Source organism: Mesorhizobium sp. B2-4-1, assembly GCF_006442185.1.
Taxonomy (GTDB): domain Bacteria; phylum Pseudomonadota; class Alphaproteobacteria; order Rhizobiales; family Rhizobiaceae; genus Mesorhizobium.
Window position 1 is genome coordinate 29,389 of the sequence record NZ_VFVN01000002.1, and the last position, 21,848, is coordinate 51,236.

22 protein-coding genes are annotated in these 21,848 nt (G+C 63.0%); 12 read left to right on the forward strand and 10 right to left on the reverse strand.

All coding sequences use genetic code 11. From position 1 onward, the window contains the following. Positions 1 to 19: 19 nt before the first annotated feature. Positions 20 to 1,270, reverse strand: a complete 1,251-nt coding sequence (locus FJ949_RS04680; RefSeq protein WP_140493640.1) for an N-acetylmuramoyl-L-alanine amidase — start codon at positions 1,268 to 1,270, stop codon at positions 20 to 22. Positions 1,271 to 1,920: 650 nt separating this feature from the next. On the opposite strand from FJ949_RS04680, the gene FJ949_RS04685 reads away from it, so the two are divergent. Continuing rightward, complete coding sequence (locus FJ949_RS04685) at positions 1,921 to 4,857, forward strand: ribonuclease E/G (RefSeq protein WP_140493642.1); 2,937 nt, start codon at positions 1,921 to 1,923, stop codon at positions 4,855 to 4,857. Between the two features lie 92 nt (positions 4,858 to 4,949). Here FJ949_RS04685 and FJ949_RS04690 read toward each other — a convergent pair whose 3' ends face one another. Together FJ949_RS04690 and FJ949_RS04695 are read right to left on the reverse strand one after the other, a co-directional pair. Continuing rightward, positions 4,950 to 5,879 (reverse strand): glutaminase, encoded by a 930-nt coding sequence (locus FJ949_RS04690; RefSeq protein ID WP_140493644.1) that lies wholly within the window; start codon positions 5,877 to 5,879, stop codon positions 4,950 to 4,952. 4 nt (positions 5,880 to 5,883) lie between these two features. Then, a complete protein-coding gene (locus tag FJ949_RS04695) occupies positions 5,884 to 7,032 on the reverse strand; it encodes an aminotransferase class I/II-fold pyridoxal phosphate-dependent enzyme (RefSeq protein WP_140493653.1) in 1,149 nt (382 codons plus the stop codon). Between the two features lie 146 nt (positions 7,033 to 7,178). On the opposite strand from FJ949_RS04695, the gene FJ949_RS04700 reads away from it, so the two are divergent. The 6 genes from FJ949_RS04700 to aat all read left to right on the forward strand — a co-directional run bounded on the left by FJ949_RS04700 (position 7,179) and on the right by aat (position 12,503). Then, complete coding sequence (locus FJ949_RS04700; RefSeq protein WP_140493655.1) at positions 7,179 to 8,570, forward strand: M48 family metalloprotease; 1,392 nt, start codon at positions 7,179 to 7,181, stop codon at positions 8,568 to 8,570. Between the two features lie 62 nt (positions 8,571 to 8,632). Further along, positions 8,633 to 9,436 (forward strand): DsbA family protein, encoded by an 804-nt coding sequence (locus FJ949_RS04705; protein ID WP_140493657.1) that lies wholly within the window; start codon positions 8,633 to 8,635, stop codon positions 9,434 to 9,436. Between the two features lie 145 nt (positions 9,437 to 9,581). Beyond that, positions 9,582 to 10,016, forward strand: a complete 435-nt coding sequence (aroQ, locus tag FJ949_RS04710) for a type II 3-dehydroquinate dehydratase (RefSeq protein ID WP_140493659.1) — start codon at positions 9,582 to 9,584, stop codon at positions 10,014 to 10,016. A gap of 26 nt (positions 10,017 to 10,042) precedes the next feature. After that, positions 10,043 to 10,504, forward strand: coding sequence for an acetyl-CoA carboxylase biotin carboxyl carrier protein (gene accB, locus FJ949_RS04715; protein WP_140493661.1), 462 nt, complete (start codon positions 10,043 to 10,045; stop codon positions 10,502 to 10,504). Between the two features lie 10 nt (positions 10,505 to 10,514). After that, positions 10,515 to 11,858, forward strand: coding sequence for an acetyl-CoA carboxylase biotin carboxylase subunit (accC, locus tag FJ949_RS04720; RefSeq protein WP_140493663.1), 1,344 nt, complete (start codon positions 10,515 to 10,517; stop codon positions 11,856 to 11,858). A 27-nt stretch (positions 11,859 to 11,885) separates the two neighbouring features. Continuing rightward, entirely contained in the window at positions 11,886 to 12,503 is a 618-nt protein-coding gene (aat, locus tag FJ949_RS04725; RefSeq protein WP_140493665.1) for a leucyl/phenylalanyl-tRNA--protein transferase, read from the forward strand. A 12-nt stretch (positions 12,504 to 12,515) separates the two neighbouring features. Here the strand turns inward: aat and FJ949_RS04730 are convergent, their stop codons facing one another. The 3 genes from FJ949_RS04730 to FJ949_RS04740 form a co-directional block, all read right to left on the reverse strand. Continuing rightward, positions 12,516 to 12,899, reverse strand: coding sequence for a hypothetical protein (locus FJ949_RS04730; protein WP_140493667.1), 384 nt, complete (start codon positions 12,897 to 12,899; stop codon positions 12,516 to 12,518). Between the two features lie 73 nt (positions 12,900 to 12,972). Next, the gene (locus FJ949_RS04735; protein WP_140493668.1) at positions 12,973 to 13,530 is read right to left on the reverse strand and encodes a DUF2155 domain-containing protein; all 558 of its coding nucleotides are present in this window, start codon (positions 13,528 to 13,530) and stop codon (positions 12,973 to 12,975) included. Between the two features lie 116 nt (positions 13,531 to 13,646). Beyond that, positions 13,647 to 14,045, reverse strand: coding sequence for an NADH:ubiquinone oxidoreductase subunit NDUFA12 (locus FJ949_RS04740; protein WP_140493670.1), 399 nt, complete (start codon positions 14,043 to 14,045; stop codon positions 13,647 to 13,649). 232 nt (positions 14,046 to 14,277) lie between these two features. Between FJ949_RS04740 and panB the strand changes: the two genes are divergently transcribed. Together panB and panC are read left to right on the forward strand one after the other, a co-directional pair. Beyond that, positions 14,278 to 15,120: a 3-methyl-2-oxobutanoate hydroxymethyltransferase gene (gene panB, locus FJ949_RS04745; RefSeq protein WP_140493672.1), complete on the forward strand. Its 843-nt coding sequence runs from the start codon at positions 14,278 to 14,280 to the stop codon at positions 15,118 to 15,120. Next, a complete protein-coding gene (gene panC, locus FJ949_RS04750; RefSeq protein WP_140493674.1) occupies positions 15,117 to 15,968 on the forward strand; it encodes a pantoate--beta-alanine ligase in 852 nt (283 codons plus the stop codon). The genes panB and panC overlap by 4 nt, the downstream gene beginning before the upstream one ends. A 56-nt stretch (positions 15,969 to 16,024) precedes the next feature. On the opposite strand, the gene FJ949_RS04755 is transcribed toward panC, so the two are convergent. Together FJ949_RS04755 and gatB are read right to left on the reverse strand one after the other, a co-directional pair. Continuing rightward, positions 16,025 to 16,519 carry a GNAT family N-acetyltransferase gene (locus tag FJ949_RS04755; protein ID WP_140493676.1) on the reverse strand — a complete coding sequence of 165 codons (495 nt, stop codon included), beginning with the start codon at positions 16,517 to 16,519 and terminating at the stop codon, positions 16,025 to 16,027. Between the two features lie 3 nt (positions 16,520 to 16,522). After that, complete coding sequence (gene gatB / locus FJ949_RS04760; RefSeq protein ID WP_140493678.1) at positions 16,523 to 18,022, reverse strand: Asp-tRNA(Asn)/Glu-tRNA(Gln) amidotransferase subunit GatB; 1,500 nt, start codon at positions 18,020 to 18,022, stop codon at positions 16,523 to 16,525. A 279-nt stretch (positions 18,023 to 18,301) separates the two neighbouring features. On the opposite strand from gatB, the gene FJ949_RS04770 reads away from it, so the two are divergent. After that, positions 18,302 to 18,559, forward strand: coding sequence for a YjhX family toxin (locus FJ949_RS04770; RefSeq protein ID WP_140493680.1), 258 nt, complete (start codon positions 18,302 to 18,304; stop codon positions 18,557 to 18,559). Between the two features lie 45 nt (positions 18,560 to 18,604). Here the strand turns inward: FJ949_RS04770 and FJ949_RS04775 are convergent, their stop codons facing one another. Together FJ949_RS04775 and FJ949_RS04780 are read right to left on the reverse strand one after the other, a co-directional pair. Further along, positions 18,605 to 19,036 carry a CBS domain-containing protein gene (locus FJ949_RS04775; RefSeq protein ID WP_140493682.1) on the reverse strand — a complete coding sequence of 144 codons (432 nt, stop codon included), beginning with the start codon at positions 19,034 to 19,036 and terminating at the stop codon, positions 18,605 to 18,607. An 87-nt stretch (positions 19,037 to 19,123) separates the two neighbouring features. Further along, the gene (locus tag FJ949_RS04780) at positions 19,124 to 19,882 is read right to left on the reverse strand and encodes a rhomboid family intramembrane serine protease (protein ID WP_140493684.1); all 759 of its coding nucleotides are present in this window, start codon (positions 19,880 to 19,882) and stop codon (positions 19,124 to 19,126) included. Between the two features lie 401 nt (positions 19,883 to 20,283). Between FJ949_RS04780 and FJ949_RS04785 the strand changes: the two genes are divergently transcribed. Both FJ949_RS04785 and FJ949_RS04790 read left to right on the forward strand, forming a co-directional pair. Then, positions 20,284 to 20,916 (forward strand): PAS domain-containing protein, encoded by a 633-nt coding sequence (locus FJ949_RS04785; RefSeq protein WP_140493687.1) that lies wholly within the window; start codon positions 20,284 to 20,286, stop codon positions 20,914 to 20,916. A gap of 119 nt (positions 20,917 to 21,035) precedes the next feature. Next, the gene (locus FJ949_RS04790) at positions 21,036 to 21,653 is read left to right on the forward strand and encodes a PilZ domain-containing protein (protein ID WP_140493689.1); all 618 of its coding nucleotides are present in this window, start codon (positions 21,036 to 21,038) and stop codon (positions 21,651 to 21,653) included. Positions 21,654 to 21,848: the final 195 nt, after the last annotated feature.

The following is a 21,848-nucleotide window of genomic DNA, read 5'->3' on the forward strand; positions in this document are numbered from 1 at the left end:
GCAGGCGTCGTCAGGCATTTCAGCCCCCGGTTCCCGTTCCGGCACGCGCGGAAGCGAACAGCGCGACGGCGTTGGTGATGCTTTGCGCCGCCTTGCCGCGCCAGTCGGCGTCGAGCAGTTGCGCCTCGTCCTTGGCATTCGAGAGATAGCCTAGTTCGACCAGCACGGAGGGGACGTCAGGCGCTTTCAGCACCTTGAACCCAGCGGAACGCTGCGGATTGTTGATGAGGCCGACGCTGGTCGACAACTGGCCGACCAGCGTGTGGGCGAAACTCATCGAAAAGGTGTGGGTCTCGCGGCGGATCAGGTCGATCAGGATATCGGTGACTTCCTTGTTGTCGTCCTTGATCACCATGCCGGCGAACTGGTCCGAGAGATTTTCACGGTCGGCAAGCGCCTGCGCTTCCGGATCCGAAGCCTTGTCGGAAACGGTATAGACGGTCGCGCCACGGATGCCCTTGAGGCTGATAGTGTCGGCATGAATGGAGATGAGCAGGTCGGCCTCATGCTGGCGAGCGATGCGCACGCGGTCGTCCAGCCGCAAATATTCGTCGGTGTCGCGCGTCATGAAGACATCGTATCTGCCGACGGCGGCGAGCTTGTCGCGCAGTTCCGTGGCGAAAGCCAGCGTGACGTTCTTTTCGACGGTGCCGTTCAGGCCCTCGGCACCGCCATCGACGCCGCCATGGCCCGGATCGATGACGACGGTGAAGCGATGGCCCGGATTGGAGACCGGCCCGGTGCCGACCCGCCCGCCCTTGTCGGTCGAAACCGTGGAACCGGTGGTCAGCGCCTGATTGGCAAGGGCAGTGTCGAACTCGCGTTCGGAGGCCGCCGACATGTCGATGGCGATGCGGTAGCCCGCGCCGTCCTCGTTCTTGAGAACATCGAGCTTGTCGACCGCGAACGGCCCCTTGCCGGTGAGAACCAGCCGCGACACGCCTGCCTCCAACTCACCCAGGCGCACGCCCTTGACCAGCCCGCGAGGCTTCAAATCCTTGGCATCGATGGCTAACTTCGTATTCGCCAGATCGATGACCAGACGATTGGGCCCGCGCAAAAGGAACCATTTGACGTCGGGCTCACGGTCGAAATCCATGACGATGCGCATCTTGGTGGCATCGCCCGCCATCTTGTAACCGGTTGCCGTGAGCGGGGCATCGGCGGCGTTGGCGACCAACGAGATGGTCATCGACAGCAGGAGGCAGAAGATCGCGAGCAAACGGCCGCCGGCACGACTGCCCTTGTCTGTGAAGCCTGCCAGTCCCATCTCTTTGCAGTCGCTCCCGGTTTGGCGCCAAGGCGCCCGGTCATGTAGTCGAAGTGCCGGTTAGGCCGCGAACTCGATTAACGATTGGTATCCAGAGAAGGTTAACCAAGCCTTTTCACGCGAGGCCCGGACCCGTGCTTACGTGGCGGAACCGCTTTTGCCGGCGTCGGAAATCGGGGTTGCCTTCCAACCCGCCAAATCATAAAAGCGATAGTGGATCACTGCAATCCTGGAACCGCCCTCCTCCGCAGCTTCCCGCTACAGGTGAGACGAAAGGCGGCTCCTTTCGCTCCATGCGAGAAGGGTTCAGGTGATCGCGACGAATTTCGCAGGTGTGCGCCCGTGGCGGGGGAATCGCCTGCGTGAGGAAAACGGCCGGGTTTGTCCCGCGCCGGCTCTGTATGAGCAAACAAGCTGGTCCGGTTTCCGGGCTTTGGTTCAAAAGGTTCTGCTGGTGACGATGGCTTCAAGCGCAATCATGGAAAGGTCCGCATCAAACCGCGCCAATATGGCTGCGGGCGGCACCGCCATGGCGCGCAGGCACCGTCCGGCGGACATTCAGACATCCGGCACCCACATTCATCCAGACACACAGCAGCGGCCCTTGCGCCGCAAGCTGCGGCTGACGGCTGCCGGGGGGAAACGAAATAATGCCCAACAAAATGCTGATAGACGCCTCCCACCCGGAGGAAACACGCGTTGTCGTCGTACGCGGTAATCGTATCGAAGAATTCGACTTTGAATCACAGGACAAGAAGCAGCTCAAAGGAAACATCTATCTCGCCCGCGTAACGCGCGTCGAACCCTCCCTTCAGGCAGCCTTTGTCGAATATGGCGGCAACCGTCACGGTTTCCTCGCCTTCAGTGAAATACACCCCGACTACTACCAGATCCCCGTCGCCGACCGTCAGGCGCTGCTGCGCGCCGAAGCGCAGGAAGCCGAGGACGAGGACGATGAGGACGGCGAAGGCGACGACCGCCAGAGCCGCGATCGCGGCCGGCGCGGGCGCCGGCGCGGCGGCAAGGGCCGCGACCGCGCAGAACACAAGCGCGATGCGAGCGGGGCCGATGCCGACGAGGCAACCGAAACGGCCGGCGAGGCAGGCGACGCCGACAATGGCAATGACGCCGTCTCGGAGAACACTTCCCACGGTTCGGAAACCATCGAACATGCGGCCGATATCCCGGAACAGGCCGCGGATGCATCCAATCGTGGCGAAGCCTCCCCCGAGCAGGGCGACGAATCTTCTGGGCAGAACGAAGGCGAGACCCGCGAGGGCGGCCCGACGTCGATCGCCGCCTCCGTCGACGCCGATGTGATTTCCGAACCCGTCCCGCTGACGGAACAGGGCAGCGAATCCAGCGACGATGATCGCGGCATGCTGGAAGAGGTTCAGTCTTCGCATCCGGACGATCACGAGGTCGAATCGGTCGGTGCCGAGGATGCCCTGGAGGAAGCGCGCAACCGCCGCAAGCCGATGCGCCGCCAGTACAAGATCCAGGAAGTGATCAAGCGCCGCCAGATCCTGCTGGTGCAGGTCGTCAAGGAAGAGCGCGGCAACAAGGGCGCGGCGCTCACCACCTATCTGTCGCTTGCCGGCCGCTATTCCGTGCTGATGCCGAACACGGCGCGCGGCGGCGGAATTTCGCGCAAGATCACCAGTGCTGTCGACCGCAAGCGCCTCAAGGAAGTGGTCGCCGATCTCGAAGTGCCGCAAGGCATGGGCGTCATCCTGCGCACCGCCGGCGAGAGCCGCACCAAGGCCGAGATCAAGCGCGATTACGAATATCTGATGCGGCTTTGGGAGAACGTGCGCAATCTCACGCTCCAGTCCACGGCCCCTGCCCTCGTCTACGAGGAAGGCAGCCTGATCAAGCGTTCGGTGCGCGACCTCTACAACAAGGACATCGACGAGATCCTCGTCTCCGGCGAAGAGGGCTACCGCGAGGCCAAGGACTTCATGCGCATGCTGATGCCGAGCCACGCCAAGGTGGTTCAGCCGTTCCGCGATACGACGCCGATCTTCGTGCGCAACGGTATCGAGGCGCAGCTTGACCGCATGCTGCAGCCGCAAGTGACGCTCAAGAGCGGCGGCTACATCATCATCAACCAGACCGAGGCGCTGGTCGCCATCGACGTCAATTCGGGCCGCTCGACCAAGGAGCACTCGATCGAGGACACCGCGCTCCACACCAATCTGGAAGCGGCGGAGGAAGTCGCCCGCCAGCTCAGGCTGCGCGACCTTGCCGGCCTGATCGTCATCGACTTCATCGACATGGAGGAGAACCGCAACAACCGTGCCGTCGAGAAGCGGTTGAAGGATCACCTCAAGAACGACCGCGCGCGCATCCAGGTCGGCCGCATCTCGCATTTCGGCCTGATGGAGATGTCGCGCCAGCGCATCCGCGCCAGCGTGCTGGAATCGACCATGAAGCCTTGCCCGCATTGCGGCGGCACCGGCCATGTGCGCTCCGATTCGTCTGTCGCGCTGATGGTGGTCAGGGCGATCGAGGAGTTCCTGCTCAAGGATTCGCGCAGCCACATCACGGTTCGTACGCCCGCGGCGACCGCGCTCTATGTGCTCAACCACAAGCGCGGCACGCTGGTGGAACTGGAAAGCCGCTTCGGCCTGACCATCACGCTCGAGGCCGACGACACGGTCGGTTCGCAGCATTATGCGATCTTCCGCGGCGCGCTGGCCGAAAAGCCGGAAGGCTTCGTCGAGGCACGCACCCTGCCGGCCTATGTCGAACCGGAAGAGCTCGAGGATGAGACCATCGTCGAGGAGGAAGACGAAGCACCGGCCCAGGCCGAACAGCCGCGTCAGCCGCAGCAAGGTCAGCACCAGCAGAGGCCCGGCGAAGAGGGCGAAGGCCGCGACCGCAAGCGCCGCAAGCGTCGCAGACGCCGCGGCGGCAAGGATCGCGATCGAGAACATGGCCACACCGACGGTGCTTCCGTGTTGGCGCAGGCCGACGAGTTGTCCACATCGGAAAACCTGTTGAGCCGTGACGAGGCGGAAGCCGGCGACGAGGCTCCGGTCCCCGCGGCCGGAACTGCCGAAACGGCGGAAGCATCCGACGAGGGCCAGGGCAAGAAGCGTCGCCGCGGCAAGCGCGGCGGCAAGCGCAACCGGCGCGAGGACGGCGAAGGCGAGGCCGAGGCAAGCGCCGATGAAGCGACCGAACCTTCCGGGGTCGATGCTTCCGAAAGCGAGCCTGCGATCGAGCCGGTAACCGTCGTGGCTGCGGAAGAGCCGGTGGCTCCAGTGAGCGACGAGGCGACGACCGCCGAGAAGCCCAAGAAGCCGCGGCGCGCAGCCAAGCCGAAGAAGGCAGCCGCCGAGGAGCCGATCGCTGAACTGGCCGTTCCGGCACCCGCCGAGACGCCAGCCACGGCATCGGACGAGGCAGCGGCAGCGACCGCCGAGGAAACACCGAAGGCCCGTCCGTCACGACGCAAGCCGGCGGCCATCGATGCGCCGATCGTGCCGGTGGTTTCCTCGACCGTCGCCGAAGAGCCGGAAACCAAGACCGAAGAGAAGCCGAAGCGCGCCGGCTGGTGGCAGCGGAAAGGTTTCTTCTGAGATTTCAGCCCTTTGAACTGACTTCCTGAATAAAAAAATCCCGCGCCGGTCGAAAGACGGCGCGGGATTTTCATATCCGGTTTGCCGGAACGTTACGGCGCGAAGATCGACCAGTTCATCATCCTGGCAAGCTTTTCCAGGGCGATCGAGCCCAGCTTGGAATTGCCGTTGGCGTTGAGGCCGGGCGACCAGACGGCGAGCGAGGCGACGCCGGGCACGATGCCCAATATGCCGCCGCCGACGCCGCTCTTGCCCGGAATGCCGACGCGGAAGGCAAAATCACCGGAGCCGTCATAGTGGCCGCAGGTCAGCATCATGGCGCCGATGCGGCGTGCCCGCTCGGCCGACACCACGGAATGTCCGGTCGCCGGATTCTTGCCGCCATTGGCGAGGAACCGACCGGCCATCGCCAGCTGCCGGCAGCTCATGGCGACGGCGCAATGATGGAAATAGACGCCGAGCGCCAGCTCCGGCGCATGATGAAGATTCCCGAAGGATTTCATGTAGTTGGCGAGCGCGAAATTGCGATAGCCGGTGGCGCGCTCCGACGCCGCCACCTCGCGGTCGATGATGATGGTATCGTCGTCGGCGAGGAACTGGATGAAGCGCAGGATCTCGCCGATCGCCTCGCGCGGCTGGTGGCCGGCAAGCAGGATGTCGGAAATGACAATGGCGCCGGCATTGATGAAGGGATTGCGCGGAATGCCGTTCTCATGCTCGAGCTGCACGATCGAGTTGAACGGATTGCCCGAAGGCTCGCGCCCTACCCGCTTCCACAGCGCGTCGCCGACATTGCCCAGCGCGAGCGTCAAGGTGAACACTTTCGAGATGCTCTGGATCGAAAAGGGCTGGTCGGCGTCGCCCGCCATCAGCACACGGCCGTCATTGGTGACGGCTGCGATGCCGAATTTCTTCGGATCAACCTTGCCGAGCTGCGGGATATAGGTGGCGACCTCGCCGCGATCGTTGCGTTCGGCCATTTCGGCCGCGACTTCGGCCAGGGCCTGCTCGAGTTCCGGCATGGATCTACCTCAGCCAGCGTTCGATGCGCGCCAATGCCTCGACCATGTCGTCATGGCTGCCGGCATAGGAGAACCGCATGGTGCGGTGCCCGGCCTGGGTGTCGAAATCACGGCCGGGCGTGGCCGCGACATGCGCCTCGGCCAGCATCTTGCGGGCGAAAGCCATGCTGTCATTGCTGTGCCGGGTGACGTCGCAAAAGGCATAGAAGGCGCCATCCATCGGTGCGGCCAGCGGAAAGCCGAGCTCCGGCAGACGCGTCATCAGGAGCTCGCGGTTCCAGGCATAGCGACCCTTGACCGCTTCCAGCTCCTCGGTAGCGGCAAAGGCCTCGATTGCGGCGACCTGCGACAGTTCCGGCGGCGAGATGTAGAGGCTCTGCGCAATGCGCTCGATGGGCCGCACCACCGCTTCCGGCAGCACCATCCAGCCGATGCGCCAGCCGGTCATGCAATAGTATTTCGAGAAGGAGTTGATCGCCGTGACACCGGTGCCAAAGGCGAGTGCGGTGGTGTCGGACGCCGCATAGGCCAGCCGATGATAGATCTCGTCGGAGATGACGGCAATGCCGAGCGCCTCCGCCGTCCGGACCAGGTCCGCGAGATCATCGGCCGGAATGACCGCGCCGGTCGGGTTGGCCGGACTTGCGAACAGCACGCCCTTCAGCGGTTTTTCGCGATGCGCGGTCTCCAGGTGAGCGGCATGAAGATAGGCCGCATCGCCGAGCTCTATCTCGATCACTTCGATGCCCAGCGCCGCCATGATGTTGCGATAGGCGGGGTAGCCCGGCGCTGCGATGGCGACGCGGTCACCGGGATCGAACATTGCCAGGAAGGCGAGATTGAAGGCGGCCGAGGATCCCGTCGTGACCGCGATCCGGTCGGGCGCGACATCAAGCCCGTAGTGATCCCCATAATGTTCCGCGATCGCCTTGCGCAATCCAGCCAGGCCCAGCGCATCGGTATAGCCAATACGCCCGTCCTGCAAAGCCCTGGCCGCCGCGGCACGAACGCGGGCCGGAGCCGGATCGGACGGCTGGCCGACGGCCATGGAAATGACCGGCGCGCCCGTCGCTCTCAGCCGGTTCGCCTCGGCCAGCACATCCATGGCGTGGAAGGGTTCGACATTGCCACGGCGTGAGAGCGAAACGACCATTTTGACCTCGATCCGACGATTGAGCGCACCACGTCCTGGCGCATGCGCCGCACAAATGCCCGATTGGTGTGAGGATCACAAGTTGAGGAAGTTTTTCCGGTGCCGACTTTTCATCTTTCGCCCGCTCGTCTACCAGTGGACACGTCATGTTGAGCCGACCCAAATCGATGGTTGCCCGGGTAGCGCGCGTCGTTGCGACGCTTTCGCTTGGCGTCGCCGTCGCGGTGTCTGGTTCCATCAGCGCCTTGGCCCAGAACGTGCCGGTGGTGCGCGATGCCGAGATCGAGGCGCTGGTGCGCGACTACGCCCGCCCGATCTTCAAGGCCGCCGGTCTGGCGAATGACGGCATCGACATCGTCCTGGTCAACGACCAGAGCTTCAATGCCTTCGTCACCGGACGCAGGCTGTTCATCAACACGGGCGCCTTGATGGAAGCCGAAACGCCCAACGAGATCATCGGCGTCATCGCCCACGAGGCCGGCCATATCGCCGGCGGCCACCAGCAGAAACTGCGTGACCAGCTCGAGCGCGCCAAGACGATGGCCATCATCGCAACCTTGCTGGGCGCCGGCGCCATGGTCGCCGGGGCGACCACCAACAGCCGCGGACTTGCCGGCGCCGGCGTGGGCGTGGCGGCTGGCGGCGGCGAGATGGCGCAGCGCAGCATTCTCGCCTATCAGCGCACCGAGGAAATGACGGCCGACCGCTCGGCGATCACCTATCTCAACGCCACCGGCCAGTCCGGCATGGGCATGCTGAAGACGTTTCAGCGTTTCCAGACGGCCTTGTCGCTGTCGGGCGCGCAGGTCGATCCCTACCGGATCAGCCATCCAATGCCGCGCGATCGAATCTCCAACCTCGAAGTGCTGGTCAAGCAGAGCCCCTATCTCGACAAGGTCGATGCGCCGGCACTGCAATTGCGCCACGACATGATGCGGGTGAAGATCGCTGTCTACATGGAAGGCCAGGCCGCCGCGTCGCGGCTGATGCGAAAGATGCAGGGCAGCCTTGCCGCGCAGTATGGCGAGGCCCAATCGGCCTATCTTTTCGGCAACATCGCCACCGCACTCGCCAAGACCAACGCCTTGATCAAAGCCCAGCCCGGCAACGCCTATTTCCAGGAATTGCGCGGCGATATATTGATGAAGGCGAACAAGCCCAAGGAAGCTGCCGATGCCTACGCCAAGGCAGTCAGCCTCGACAAGGCGCGATCTGGATTGCTGCCGGTTTCGCTCGGCCAGGCGTTGATGGCGACGGGCACCCCAGACGCTCTGAAAAAGGCCGTGGTGCAGATCAACAACGGCTTGCGACGCGACAAGGAAAATTCCGTGGGATACCGCTATCTGGCGCAGGCCTATGGCGAATTGGGAGACATACCGGGCGCCGAGCTCGCCACGGCCGAGGGTCATTTCTATTCCGGTAACTACAAGGATGCGAAGATCTTCGCCATGCGAGCGCAGCAGCAACTCAAACGCGGCGAGCCGCGATGGATACGCGCCCAGGACATCATAAACTACAAGCCGTCGGGCAAGGTATAGTGAACCTTCCGGCCGTGCGCTGCGACGCAGCCAGATCGGAAAACAGGCAAAGGAACGGAACGATGAAAAAGGCACTGCTGCTGGGCACCACGGGAGTTGCGATAGCCCTTGCCATGCTGGCGTTCGGTTTCGTGGCCGGCAGCCCGCAAATCGCGGAAGCCGGTGCGGCGCAACCGCTTCAGACGGCAGCGGCCGATACCAAGATCGACCGCACCGAGGTCGAAGGCATCATCCGCGATTATCTCCTGAAGAATCCGGAAGTGCTGCTGGAAGTCCAGGATGCGCTCGAGGCCAAGCAGAAAGAAGAGCAGCGCATTGCCCATCTCGGCGTCATCAAGGGCGCCAAGGAGCAGATCTTCAACTCCTCCTTCGACGGCGTGGTCGGAAACCCGAAAGGCAAGGTCACGATCGTCGAGTTCTACGACTACAATTGCGGCTTCTGCAAACGCGCCATCGAAGACATGCAGGCGCTGACCAAGGCCGATCCGGACCTGCGTTTCGTGCTCAAGGAGTTCCCGATCCTCGGCCCGGATTCGCAGAAGGCCAGCGTCGTCTCGATGGCCTTCCACCTGATGATGCCGCAGAAGTACGGCGAGTTCCACAATGCGCTGCTCGGCGGCCAGGGACGCGCCACCGAGGCGGCGGCGATCAAGGTCGCGCTTTCGCTCGGCGCCGACGAAGCGACGCTGCGTGAAAAGATGAAGGACCCGTCCATCACCGAAGCCTTCTCCAAGACCTACGATCTCGCCAACAAGCTGGCGATCACCGGAACGCCGTCCTATGTCGTCGGCAACGAGGTCGTGTTCGGGGCGCTCGGACAGGAAGTCCTGGCGGAGAAGATCGAGGCGGCGAAAGCCGCGCTTTGATCGGCCGCGGGTTTTCTTCACGGGCGCATTTCTGCCTGTTGTGGACAGTGAAAGAACGCACTTGCGCTCTTTCCGCGGGCGTCTATGCCCATTATAGAGGGCCCAGCGCCGGTTTGACGCCGGTGCCGGAAAAGGTCGGCATTTTTTGAAAACGGTTTTCGTCCTGAACGGTCCCAATCTCAACGCGCTCGGCAAGCGCGAGCCTGGCATCTATGGCGGCAAGACGCTTGCCACCATCGCGGACGACTGCAGAGAGGCCGGCGCGGCGCTCGGGCTCGAAATCGATTTCCGCCAGTCGAACCACGAGGGCGACCTCGTCGACTGGATCCAGGAAGCCGGCGACAAGGCCGCCGGCATCGTCATCAATCCCGGCGCCTATAGCCACACCTCGATCGCGATTCACGACGCCATTCGTTCCGTGGCGCCGCTGCCGGTCGCCGAGGTCCATCTTTCCAATATCCATGCGCGGGAATCATTCCGCCACGTCTCCATGGTCGCGCCGGTCGCTGTCGGCATGATCTGTGGCTTTGGGCCGCTCGGCTACACGCTGGCGCTGCAGGCGCTGGCCGCACGCCTATGACCGGCCAACAAACAGAAGGCTCGAAAATGTCGATAAAGAAGACCGGTGTTGACCAGCAGCTGATCCGCGATCTGGCGGGCATACTGAACGACACCAATCTCACCGAGATCGAAGTCGAGCTGGGTGACCTGAAGGTGCGCGTATCGCGGCAGGCGCCGGCGGTTCACGCGATAGCCGCGCCGCAGCCGGCCTTTGCGCCGGCGCCGGCGGCCCAACCTGCCACAGCAGCCGTTCCGGCCGCGGCCGACGTGTCGAAAAACGCCGTGGCCTCCCCCATGGTCGGCACTGCCTACCTGGCGCCCTCGCCGGATGCCAAGCCGTTCATAGAGATCGGCCAGAACGTCAAGGAAGGGCAGACGCTGCTGATCATCGAAGCGATGAAGACGATGAACCAGATCCCCTCGCCGCGCGCCGGCACGGTGACGGCGATCCTGTTCGAGGACGCACAGCCGGTCGAATACGGCATGCCGCTCGTCGTGATCGAGTAGAGCGGCCCTAATGTTCCAGAAGATTCTCATCGCCAATCGCGGCGAAATCGCGCTTCGGGTGCTGCGTGCCTGCAAGGAGCTTGGCATCCAGACGGTGGTGGTGCACTCGACCGCCGACGCCGACGCCATGCATGTTCGGCTCGCCGACGAGAGCGTATGCATCGGGCCACCGCCATCGCGCGACAGCTACCTCAATATCCACCAGATCGTCGCCGCCTGCGAGATCACCGGCGCCGACGCCGTGCATCCCGGCTACGGTTTCCTGTCGGAGAACGCCAAGTTTTCCGACATATTGGCCGCGCATAACATTACCTTTATCGGTCCGACCGGCGACCATATCCGCATCATGGGCGACAAGATCGAAGCCAAGCGCACCGCCAAGCGACTCGGCATTCCGGTGGTTCCCGGCTCCGATGGTGCGGTGACCGAGGAAAAGGAGGCCAAGCGCATCGCCGCAGAGATCGGCTATCCCGTGATCATCAAGGCGTCGGCCGGCGGCGGCGGACGCGGCATGAAAGTGGCGCATACCGAGGCCGACCTCGAAGTCGCCTTGCAGACGGCCCGCTCGGAAGCGGGCGCGGCCTTCGGCGATGACGCCGTCTATATTGAAAAGTACCTGCAAAAACCGCGTCATATCGAGGTTCAGGTGTTCGGCGACGGCTTTGGCCGGGGCGTGCATTTCGGCGAGCGCGACTGCTCCTTGCAGCGCCGCCACCAGAAAGTCTGGGAAGAGGCCAACTCACCCGCCCTCAACGCCGAGGAACGCTCGCGCATCGGCGATATCTGCGCCAACGCCATCGCCGACCTCGGCTATTCCGGCGCCGGCACGATCGAGTTCCTCTACGAGAATGGCGAGTTCTATTTCATCGAGATGAACACGCGCCTGCAGGTCGAGCATCCGGTGACGGAGGCTATCACTGGCATCGATCTGGTGCATGAGCAGATCCGTGTCGCCTCGGGCGGCGGTCTTTCGGTCAAGCAGGAAGACATCCGCTTCCAGGGCCATGCCATCGAGTGCCGCATCAATGCAGAGGATCCGCGCACCTTCACGCCCTCGCCCGGCACGATCACCCATTTCCACACGCCAGGCGGCCTTGGCATCCGTGTCGATTCCGGCGTCTATTCAGGGTACAAGATCCCGCCTTACTACGACAGCCTGATCGGCAAGCTGATCGTGCACGGGCGCAACCGCGTCGAATGCATGATGCGGCTGCGCCGGGCGCTGGACGAATTCGTCGTCGACGGAATCAAGACGACGTTGCCGCTGTTTCGCGACCTCGTCGGCAACGCCGACATCGCCAATGGCGACTATGACATCCACTGGCTGGAAAAATATCTGGCCAAAGGCGAATAGCCCCGGACTTGCCGCTATAATGAAGCGATGACTCGCCCCTACGCGCCAGGCTATCGTATCCCGACCGACCTTCTGCTCAAGGCCTACGCCTCGGGCGTCTTCCCGATGGCCGAAAGCGCCGCCGATCCGGAAGTGTTCTGGGTGCGGCCGGAGACGCGCGGCATCATTCCGCTCGACCGCTTCCACACGCCGAAAAGTCTGAAGAAGGCGCTTCGGCGAAACCTCTTCGACATCCGTTTCGACTTCGATTTCGAGGCGACGATCGGTGGCTGCGCCGAAAGGCGCGAGGAACGCCGTTCCACCTGGATCAACGCGCCGATCCGCGAGGCCTATGTGCAGTTGCATCGCATCGGCCATTGCCATTCTGTCGAGGCCTGGCGCGAGGAGCGGCTGGTCGGCGGCCTCTACGGTGTCTCCCTGGGGAGGGTGTTCTTCGGCGAAAGCATGTTTTCCCGGGAAACGGATGCTTCGAAGATCTGCCTTGTGCATCTCGTCGAACGCCTGCAGGCGCGCGGTTTCGCACTGCTCGACACGCAGTTCACCACCGAACACCTCAAGCGCTTCGGCGCAATCGACGTGCCGCGCGGCAAATACGAGAAGATGCTGGCCGACGCGCTGAAGGGTGAAGCGGTGTTTTTCCCCTGATGATCCAGCCCGTCAGCGGACCTTCGTTTCCAGCGGAGCCTGCGAATGGAACATCATCTTCCAGCCGTTGACGCGATGGACATAGCCGGTGCTGACCAGCGCCGCGTAGGCTTCGCCATTGCCCTTCACGGCATGCGCCTCATAGGCCAGGATGACGATGTCGCTGCCTGGTTCGACCACGCCCTTGAGATCGATCTCGAGATCACGCCATCGCTTGGGATCGGCGGCGGTTTCGGCGAGATCGGCATTGCTCATGGTCTGGGCCATCTGCGGAAATGCCACGAGGCACTCGGTGTCGGCATTGGCCGCGAAAAATGCCGAATCGCCTGTCCAGAAGCCCTTTTCGAGCTCAAGCAGTTCCTTGATGCTGGCGGTGATCCGCTTTCTGGCAGACATCGGAAAATCCTCCCGGCGCGCATCGTGTGGCCGTCAGGGCCCAACGCGTTGCCCTCAGGGCGGTTCCGAAGGATCAGTTGGCGTTGGTCGTAGGCGGTTCCGTGGCTTCCGGTTCGGCCGCAGCCGGAGCGGCCGTGGCATTCGGCTGGGCCGTATCGGGCTTGGCCGCATCGGTCTTGGCCGAATCGGGCGCTGGCACATCCGACTTCTGCTTGCAGGCCTTCAGCCAGACGTCATAGACGGCATGCTCGACGGCATTGAGACCAGGGCTTTCGGCAAACATCCAGCCAGTGAAGATGCGGCGGATCTTGCGGTCGAGCGTGATCTCGTCGACTTCGACAAAAGAATCGGTCTTCGGCTCCTCGTTCTGCGGCCGGGAGTAGCAGACGCGCGGCGTCACCTGCAAAGCACCGAACTGCACCGTCTCGTCGATATAGACGTCGAAGGTGATGATGCGGCCGGTGATCTTGTCGATGCCGGCGAATTCGGCGACCGGGTTGGTGATTCGGTCCGATCCCGGCGCCGGCGCGGGTGCGGCCGGCGTTGGCGAAGCGGCAAGTGCCGCGGTGCTAACGGTGAGCCCGGCGGCTACTATCAGTGCGCCCATCGATGTCAGGCTGAAAATGCTCATGCAGGGATACCGGTGGTTAGCGCCCGGGTGATTCTCTCTATCACAAAGGCTAGTCGCCGTTTTCTGATGAGCAAGCTGCTAGACACCAATTGTGGCGATAAAGGACCGACGCCCCCTTATGATCCGGGCGTCCAGGCGTCGTAGTCGCCGGTGACCTGCGGGCGGTGCTGGTTGGTCAGCACCGAGCCCTTCGGACGATAGGCTGAGGGCGAGCCGGTCAGGTTCGGTTGATGCGGTTTCTGCCAGTCGCGCGGCTTGTAATCGTCGCTCGGCGGCGCGACGTCGACGCGGTGATGAATCCAGCCGTGCCAGCCGGGCGGGATAGAAGAAGCCTCGGAATAATCGCGATAGATGACCCAGCGGCGCGTGCGTCCTTCGGAATCGACACCGCCTTCGTAGTAGACGTTGCCCACCTCGTCCTGCCCGACCTTCCTGCCGTGCCGCCAGGTGTGCAGGCGCGTGCCAAGCGTCTGGCCGTTCCACCAGGTGAAAAACTGCGTAAGGAAAGTCTTCATCTTCAAACCCTCGCGCCGATGGCGTCCGTTTCCTGCTTATGGCGTCAGCCCTTCGTGAAGGCAAGGGGCTTGCCGCCAAGAGGGCGCAAATGGCGCGCCGGTAAGGCGACACAAGCCGGTGATGCATTGCCGGCGCCGTATGGTGCTTGCCAACCACCCTCAGCCTTTCTAAAGCTCTGCGCGCGCGCGCCGTGCGGGTATCCGGCCGACCCTTGGCCGAGGGAGGTGACGATTGGCCAGGGAATCGCCGACCGCCGACATTCGCATCGGCGCCGATGCCATTCGCCGCCGCAAGCGTGGCGTGCCGATCGTCTGTCTCACCGCCTATACCTACCCCATCGCCCGGCTGCTCGACGAGCATGTCGATCTGCTCCTCGTCGGCGACAGCGTCGCAATGGTCCTGCATGGCCACAAAACGACGCTGGGCGCCTCGCTGGAGATGATGATCGCGCATGGGCAAGCGGTGATGCGCGGCTCGGCCAGGGCTTGCGTCGTCGTCGACATGCCGGCCGGCAGCTATGAGGATTCGGCGGCCCAAGCCGTTGCCTCGGCGCGGCGTATCGTTGGCGAAACCGGCTGCCAGGCTGTGAAACTCGAGGGCGGCGTCGGTATGGCCCGGCAGATCGCCGCAGTCGTCGATGCCGGCATCGCGGTCATGGGCCATATCGGCCTGCTGCCGCAGTCCGTCGAGAAGGATGGCGGCTACAGGATCAAGGGCCGGACCGACGAGAATGCGGCAGCGCTGTTTGCCGATGCGCGCGCCGTCGAAGAAGCCGGCGCCTTTTCGATGGTCATCGAGGGCACGGTCGAAGCGGTCGCGGCCGAAATCACCCGCCGCATCGCCATTCCGACTATCGGCATCGGCGCCAGCGGCGTTTGCGACGGCCAGATCCTGGTCATAGACGACATGGTCGGGCTCACCGTCGACCGCGTGCCGAAATTCGTCAAGGAGTATGCCGATTTGCGCAGCGTGGTCTCGTATGCGGCCGCACGTTACGCCAGCGAGGTACGAGACCGGACATTCCCCGGCCCTGAAAATGTGTTTTCGGCCACCTTGGGCAAGGACAACCGATGAGCCGGCCCCTCGTCGTCGACACGGTCGCCGGCCTTCGCGCGCGGATCCGCGACTGGCGGCGCGACGGCCTTCGCGTCGCCATGGCGCCGACAATGGGCGCCTTGCACGAAGGGCACCTATCGCTGGTCAGGATCGCGCTTGAAAGAGCCGAGCGCTGCATCGTCTCGATCTTTGTCAACCCGACGCAGTTCGCGCCGAGCGAGGATCTCGACAAATATCCACGTCAGCTCGCCCGCGATCTCGACCAGCTGGCTTTGGCCGGAGCCGATCTTGCCTACACGCCTGGGGTTGGTGAGATGTATCCTGCCGGCTTTGCCACCAAAATCTCGGTCGGCGGTCCCTCCGCCGGGCTCGAATCGGATTTTCGACCGACTTTTTTCGAAGGCGTCGCCACCGTCGTGGCGAAGCTGTTCCTGCAGGCGTCGCCCGACGTCGCGGTCTTTGGCGAAAAGGATTATCAGCAATTGTGCGTCGTCAGGCAGCTCTGCCGCGACCTCGACCTGCCCGTCGAAATCATCGGCGCGCCGACGATCCGCGACGCGTACGGCCTCGCCATGTCATCGCGTAACGCCTATCTCGGCGAGGCCGAACTCCAGATCGCCCGCCGGCTCAACGTGATCCTGCGCAAGGCAGCCGCGGCGCTGGCGGCCGGCGCCGACCAGAACGGCGCGACAGGCGAAGCCAGCCGCGCCCTGCTCGCGGCCGGCTTCCACAAGATCGATTATGTCGAAGCTCGCGAGAGCCGGACGTTGGCGCCGTGGCGCCGCGGGCACGAGGGCCGCCTGCTCGCCGCCGCCTGGCTGGGCAAGACCAGGCTGATCGACAATGTGGACGTCTCCACCAGTTAGGCTGCGGCTCGATCGCTGAATTCGACCGCCGGATTGCGCACCCGAAAGGTCCGCCGCTATGCGGCAAGCGGCCTTTCATAGACGAGGGCCGGGATAGCGGATTGGGCCGAACCGCAATTGTCGGTGCGGCCGGTCTGGACGAAGCCGTTCGCCTGGTAGAAGGCAATTGCGCGCGTGTTCTTCTCTTCCACTTCCAGCCGGATGGCGCGGGCCTCAGGGAAGCTTTCGATGATCTCGTCGAGAAGCATGCCGCCGATGCCCCGGCCCTGCAGGCCGGGCTGCACGTAAAGCTGCTTCAGCATGACCACGCCGCCGCCATCGAGCGCTTCGGCAAATGCCATGCCGCCAATGCGCTGGCCATCGTCGGCGACGAGGAACTCGCTGTTTGGCTTCGCCAGCCGCGCCGTGAGCGAGGCGATCGAATGCCACGCATCGGTGATCTCTGTCACCCGTTCGGCGCCATAGATGGCGTCGTAAGTCGCATGCCAAGTCTCGACCAGCAGCGCCCGGATGGCGGCGAGGTCGCGATCCCCGGCGGTGCGCACGAACATAGTCTACTCGATGCCCAGCTTGGCCTTGACCAGGTCATTGACGGCCTGCGGGTTGGCCTTGCCACCGGTCGCCTTCATCACCTGGCCGACGAACCAGCCGGCCATGGTCGGCTTGGCGCGCGCCTGCTCGACCTTGTCCGGGTTGGCTGCGATCACCTCGTCCACCGCCTTTTCGATAGCGCCGGTGTCGGTAACCTGTTTCATGCCGCGGCTCTCGACCAGTTGGCGCGGGTCGCCGCCCTCGTTCCAGACGATCTCGAACAGGTCCTTGGCGATCTTGCCGGAGATGGTGCCGTCCTTGATCAGATCGATGATGGCACCGAGCTGATCCGGCGAAACCGGAGCATTTTCAATGTCCTTTCCAGCTTTGTTCAATTGCCCAAGCAGGTCGTTGATAACCCAGTTGGCGGCGAGCTTGCCGTCGCGGCCGGCGGCCACCTTCTCGAAATAGTCGGCGATCGGCTTTTCCGACACCAGGATCGAGGCATCGTAAGTCGAGAGGCCGAGCGAGGAGATCAATCGCGCCTTCTTGTCGTCGGGCAGTTCCGGCAGTTCCTTGGCCAGCGCTTCGACATAGGCCTGGTCGAATTCCAGCGGCAACAGGTCGGGATCTGGAAAATAGCGGTAGTCGTGCGCCTCTTCCTTGGTGCGCATCGAACGGGTTTCGCCCTTGACGGCGTCGAACAGCCGCGTTTCCTGGTCAATCGTGCCGCCATCCTCGATGATAGCGATCTGCCGGCGCGCCTCGAAATCGATCGCCTGGCCTATGAAGCGGATCGAATTGACGTTCTTGATCTCGCAGCGCGTGCCGAATTCGCCGCCCGGCCGGCGCACCGAAACGTTGACGTCCGCGCGCATGGAGCCTTCGTCCATGTTGCCGTCGCAGGTGCCGAGATAGCGCACGATGGTGCGCAGCTTGGTGACATAGGCCTTGGCTTCGTCGGCCGAACGCATGTCCGGTTTCGACACGATTTCCATCAGCGCCACGCCGGAGCGGTTGAGATCGACATAGGACATGGTCGGATGCTGGTCGTGCATCGACTTGCCGGCGTCCTGCTCCAGATGCAGGCGCTCGATGCCGACCTCGATGTCCTCGAACTCGCCCTGGCGGTCCGGCCCGACGGAGACGATCACCGTGCCCTCGCCGACGATCGGCTGCTTGAACTGCGAGATCTGGTAGCCCTGCGGCAGGTCCGGGTAGAAATAGTTCTTCCGGTCGAAGACGGACTTGTGGTTGATCTGCGCCTTCAAGCCGAGGCCGGTACGGATCGCCTGCTTGACGCATTCCTCATTGATGACGGGGAGCATGCCGGGCATTGCCGCATCGACCAGGCTGACATTGGCGTTGGGGGCAGCGCCGAACGACGTCGAAGCGCCGGAAAAGAGTTTTGCTTCCGATGTCACCTGCGCGTGGACCTCGAGCCCGATGATGATTTCCCAGTCGCCGGTGGCGCCGGGGATAAGGCGTTTCGCGTCGGGCGTGCGGGTGTCGATGATGCTCATGGTAGCCTGCGTAGTAGAACGATGGAAACGTGCGTTTTGCACATCCTGATTTGCAACTTCGCTAGTGCAAACCGCCTCGCGAGACAAGCGTAAAGCCGCCCGCTGGCCTTTTCCGCCGCTTTCGCCTATAGGCCATCCATCCCAATGGAGAGTGGATGTCCACTTACGCTCAGTCCCGGTAAGACCCTGACCTCATAGCGAGGCAGGGCAGAAAACCTGAAACCCCGCGCCGCGAAGCTTCGCGGCGGCGGCTTTTGTTGTTTTCCCGGAAACTCTCCCATGGATATTTCGCGTATTGAACAACGCGTTCTGCACCTGCTCGCGCAGGGCGGACGCATTGAGATCGAAAAAAGTGAGAAGAAACGGATCGCCTCCGTCAAATGCCTGACCCGCGACGGCTGGCACTACCCCGGCGTCGATCTCGACCTGTTTCGGAAGCTGAAGCGCAAGAAGGCGGTTTCGTCGTCGGACGGCGGCCCCTACCGCATCACGCGGCGCGGGCTCCAACTCGTCCGCTCCGAACTCGACAACAGGTAGCCTATCGCCCGCCGGCCGTTTGCGCGGCCGGCGGTTGCTTACCGCTCAGGCGGTAGCGATATAGGCGCGGATTTCCTCAGCCTCGCGCTCGACATCCTCGATACGACGCTTGACCACGTCGCCGATCGAAACGATGCCGTCGAGCATGCCGTCCTTTTCCACCGGAAGATGGCGGAAGCGGCCCCGGGTCATGATCTCCATCACCTCGTTGACGGTGTGATTCTCGTTGCAGATCTTCACTTTCGGCGTCATCGCGGAACGAACGGCTATGTCGAGCGCGGCAGCGCCTTCCCTTGCGACGACGCGCACGATGTCGCGCTCGGACAGGATGCCGACGATCTTGCGGTCTCCATTGGTGATGACCAACGCCCCGATCCTGTGTTCGGCAAGGATGCGGATGGCCTCGCTTAGTTTTTCGTTCGGCCCGAGCGTCAACACGTCGTGGCCTTTTTGCTCGAGAATGGCCTTAACCGTCATGGCGTCCTCCTCTACTTTGCCAACCGGTTCCTGCCCTGACCGGCTTTCACGTAAGAGTGAACATCGTGCGCCGCGATCGGTTGCATTTCAAGTGCGGTGGTCGGTCGTCTCCCAGTCGAGCGGCTGCCAACGCCTATCGAACCAGCGCAAGCCGAAGAAGCCGGCGATAAAGCCGCCAATGTGAGCCTCCCAGGCGATCTGGCTGTCGACGCCGGGGGCGAAGCCGACAAGGCCGGTGACAAGGTTGATCACCATCCAAACGGCAAGGAAGATCATCACGCCACGCGAGCGCAGCACCATTGCGATCGGCAGCACGGGGCCGGCGAAAGCGGCTTTGCCCGCCGAACGATCCGTACGGAAGCCAAAGCGTGCCGCCGCTCCCATCATGCCCGATATCGCACCGGAAGCCCCGACCAGCGGCGCTTCGCCATATGGATGCATGGCCCAGAAAAGCGCCACTGAAGCCAGTCCCGTCGCGGCGAAGAACAACGCGAACCAGAACGCTCCGAGCCGATTGGCCAACGGCGAGCCAAAGGCAGCGAGCCAGACCATATTGATGGCGATATGCGCAAATCCACCATGCATGAAGGCATAGGTGAAGGGCCGCGTGAACAGGAACCAGTCGAAGCCGTATTGGCCGGTGTAGAGGACAGGGATGAAGGCTCCGTCGTAAAGCAGTGTCATTTGCTGAGCATCACTCAGCACGTATTGCTGCAACAGGTAGATGGCCACGCAAATGGCGATCACCGCCAGCACGATCGGCGGCAGGTTGAAGATCGGCTCGCGACGCGGCTCGGGCTCGCGATCCGCCTGTTCTATTTCCGGTGGGCTTACAGGTTCACTCATGTGCACTAGCACTCGGTCCAGGATTCGTTGTTGCGAGCATCTAGACCACTGCCCGCCGGACCACAAAGGGCGAATCGCCGAGCGCGAATCAAAAGTGCCGAATCAAAAGAAAGCCGTCCAAGGTTTCCCTTGAACGGCTGTCGAGTCCCCTGTCCCCCCGAACTCTTGACTGAAGTGCTGCCGATCGTCGCGAAACGACCGCTTCTGGAGTGGTTTTTGTGTGCCACGCGGCTCGACCGGGCGCAACGTAAACCACTTGTTAACCTTAACGGCCCCGACCCGTGAACAAGTGTTAACGACGCTGGCACGCTTCCTGCTCCGCAACGCATGTAGGTCATCGGAGGGCGCCCTTCTGTTCACCGATGGGACATCAGACGACAGAATGCGCGGAGCTGCTTAGCATGAACCAGAACGGATCGATCACGCTGTTCCAGTATTGGAACCGCTTGCGTGATGGACGCCCTGCCCCGAAGCGCTCGGAAGTGGAGCCGGCCGATATCAAGTCGCTGCTGGCCGACACCTTCATCCTGGAAAGGGACACGCGTGGGCAAGCGGTGTTCCGGCTGGCCGGCACAAGGCTCTGCGCCTCCTATGGCCGCGAACTCAAGGGGTTCTCCTTTCCCTCGCTGTGGCGCGAGAAGGACCAGCGGCTGGTCTCGAAGCTGATCCATGGCGTGTTCGACCAGAAATCCGTCGTGCTGATCATGTTCGAGGGCTTCAGCCGCAACGGCCGTTCCAACAAGTTCGAACTGCTTGCCTTGCCGCTGGATGGCGGCGTCGAAAACCCGCGTTGCCTTGGCGTGATCAGCGCTGTGGAGAAGCCGTTCTGGCTGGGCGCCGACCCGCTCACGGACGCGTTGATCGATTCGATCCGTGTCATCGATCCCGAAAAAGAGTTGCTGGCGAGCCGGCCGGCGATCGACGTTCCCTCGCTTGTTCCCGCCGAACTGGAGGCGCCCGAAACCATCTCCGCGCTCGGCCGAGCGCGCCGCATCCGCCACCTCGTCGTCTTCGATGGCGGGCGCGAGGAATAGTTGACGATCCTACAGCCCCGCCTGCCCGTTTTTCCCCTTTGTTAACCCGCTTTGCTGTAGTTCTGGGATGAAGTCCCTGGCATCGGCGCGCGGGGATGCCAAACGGGGTGTAGGCAGTCATGAGGTCAGCGGCGGTCGACTACGCGCCGTCCCAAGCTGAGAGACGTAACTTTCAGCGCGTCCGGGTCAAGATATACGGGCGCTTCATGCTGGAAGACCGCACCGAACATCCTTGCCAGGTCGTCGATATGTCGCCGGGTAACGTCGCGTTTCGCACGGACCGCATCGGCATGCCCGGTGAAAAGGTCATCGCCTATGTCGACCATATCGGCCGCATAGAAGGCGTCGTCACCCGCACCTTGCAGGACGGTTTCGCAATGACGGTGATTGCGTCGGACCGCAAGAAGGACAAGCTCGCCGCGCAATTGACGTGGCTCGCCAACAAGCACGAGCTCGATCTGCCGGAAGACCGCCGCCACGAGCGCGTCGCCCCCCGCAACCCGACCAGCATCCTGCAGCTCACCGACGGGCGTCAGTACCAGTGCCGCATCATCGACCTGTCGCTCTCCGGCGCCGCGATCGAGATCGATGTCAAGCCGGCGATCGGCGTCCAGGTCATGCTCGGCACCATGCGCGGACAGATCGTGCGTCATTTCGAGGATGGCGTCGCCATCGAATTCGCCGTCATCCAGCGGCCTGAGACGCTCGATTCGGAATTCAACACGCCGCGCGCCTGAAGGCCGAACAGCGTCCAGATCAAAACCGGCCTTCGCGGCCGGTTTTTTGTATTTCACGACAGCGCAATTCGAGTCACTTCAGTCCCCGAAACGTTAAACGATTGACCATTCAAAAGTTTCAAATTTGATACTTATTCTAGGGGCGTTTTACTCAATGTCTACTGCGCGCTTTTGCGTCGAATAAATCCACCTGTG

Bases quoted from the DNA above. Each gene is read 5' to 3' on its own strand.
- aat (WP_140493665.1), top strand. From the start codon at position 11,886: ATGACTCGCCCCTACGCGCCAGGCTATCGTATCCCGACCGACCTTCTG.
- FJ949_RS04685 (WP_140493642.1), top strand. From the start codon at position 1,921: ATGCCCAACAAAATGCTGATAGACGCCTCCCACCCGGAGGAAACACGC.
- FJ949_RS04700 (WP_140493655.1), top strand. From the start codon at position 7,179: ATGTTGAGCCGACCCAAATCGATGGTTGCCCGGGTAGCGCGCGTCGTT.
- FJ949_RS04755 (WP_140493676.1), bottom strand. From the start codon at position 16,519: ATGTTCGTGCGCACCGCCGGGGATCGCGACCTCGCCGCCATCCGGGCG.
- FJ949_RS04730 (WP_140493667.1), bottom strand. From the start codon at position 12,899: ATGTCTGCCAGAAAGCGGATCACCGCCAGCATCAAGGAACTGCTTGAG.
- accB (WP_140493661.1), top strand. From the start codon at position 10,043: ATGTCGATAAAGAAGACCGGTGTTGACCAGCAGCTGATCCGCGATCTG.
- FJ949_RS04740 (WP_140493670.1), bottom strand. From the start codon at position 14,045: ATGAAGACTTTCCTTACGCAGTTTTTCACCTGGTGGAACGGCCAGACG.
- FJ949_RS04705 (WP_140493657.1), top strand. From the start codon at position 8,633: ATGAAAAAGGCACTGCTGCTGGGCACCACGGGAGTTGCGATAGCCCTT.
- panC (WP_140493674.1), top strand. From the start codon at position 15,117: ATGAGCCGGCCCCTCGTCGTCGACACGGTCGCCGGCCTTCGCGCGCGG.
- FJ949_RS04690 (WP_140493644.1), bottom strand. From the start codon at position 5,879: ATGCCGGAACTCGAGCAGGCCCTGGCCGAAGTCGCGGCCGAAATGGCC.
- FJ949_RS04790 (WP_140493689.1), top strand. From the start codon at position 21,036: ATGAGGTCAGCGGCGGTCGACTACGCGCCGTCCCAAGCTGAGAGACGT.
- FJ949_RS04680 (WP_140493640.1), bottom strand. From the start codon at position 1,270: ATGGGACTGGCAGGCTTCACAGACAAGGGCAGTCGTGCCGGCGGCCGT.
- FJ949_RS04785 (WP_140493687.1), top strand. From the start codon at position 20,284: ATGAACCAGAACGGATCGATCACGCTGTTCCAGTATTGGAACCGCTTG.
- FJ949_RS04735 (WP_140493668.1), bottom strand. From the start codon at position 13,530: ATGAGCATTTTCAGCCTGACATCGATGGGCGCACTGATAGTAGCCGCC.
- gatB (WP_140493678.1), bottom strand. From the start codon at position 18,022: ATGAGCATCATCGACACCCGCACGCCCGACGCGAAACGCCTTATCCCC.
- FJ949_RS04780 (WP_140493684.1), bottom strand. From the start codon at position 19,882: ATGAGTGAACCTGTAAGCCCACCGGAAATAGAACAGGCGGATCGCGAG.
- FJ949_RS04775 (WP_140493682.1), bottom strand. From the start codon at position 19,036: ATGACGGTTAAGGCCATTCTCGAGCAAAAAGGCCACGACGTGTTGACG.
- FJ949_RS04770 (WP_140493680.1), top strand. From the start codon at position 18,302: ATGGATATTTCGCGTATTGAACAACGCGTTCTGCACCTGCTCGCGCAG.
- accC (WP_140493663.1), top strand. From the start codon at position 10,515: ATGTTCCAGAAGATTCTCATCGCCAATCGCGGCGAAATCGCGCTTCGG.
- FJ949_RS04695 (WP_140493653.1), bottom strand. From the start codon at position 7,032: ATGGTCGTTTCGCTCTCACGCCGTGGCAATGTCGAACCCTTCCACGCC.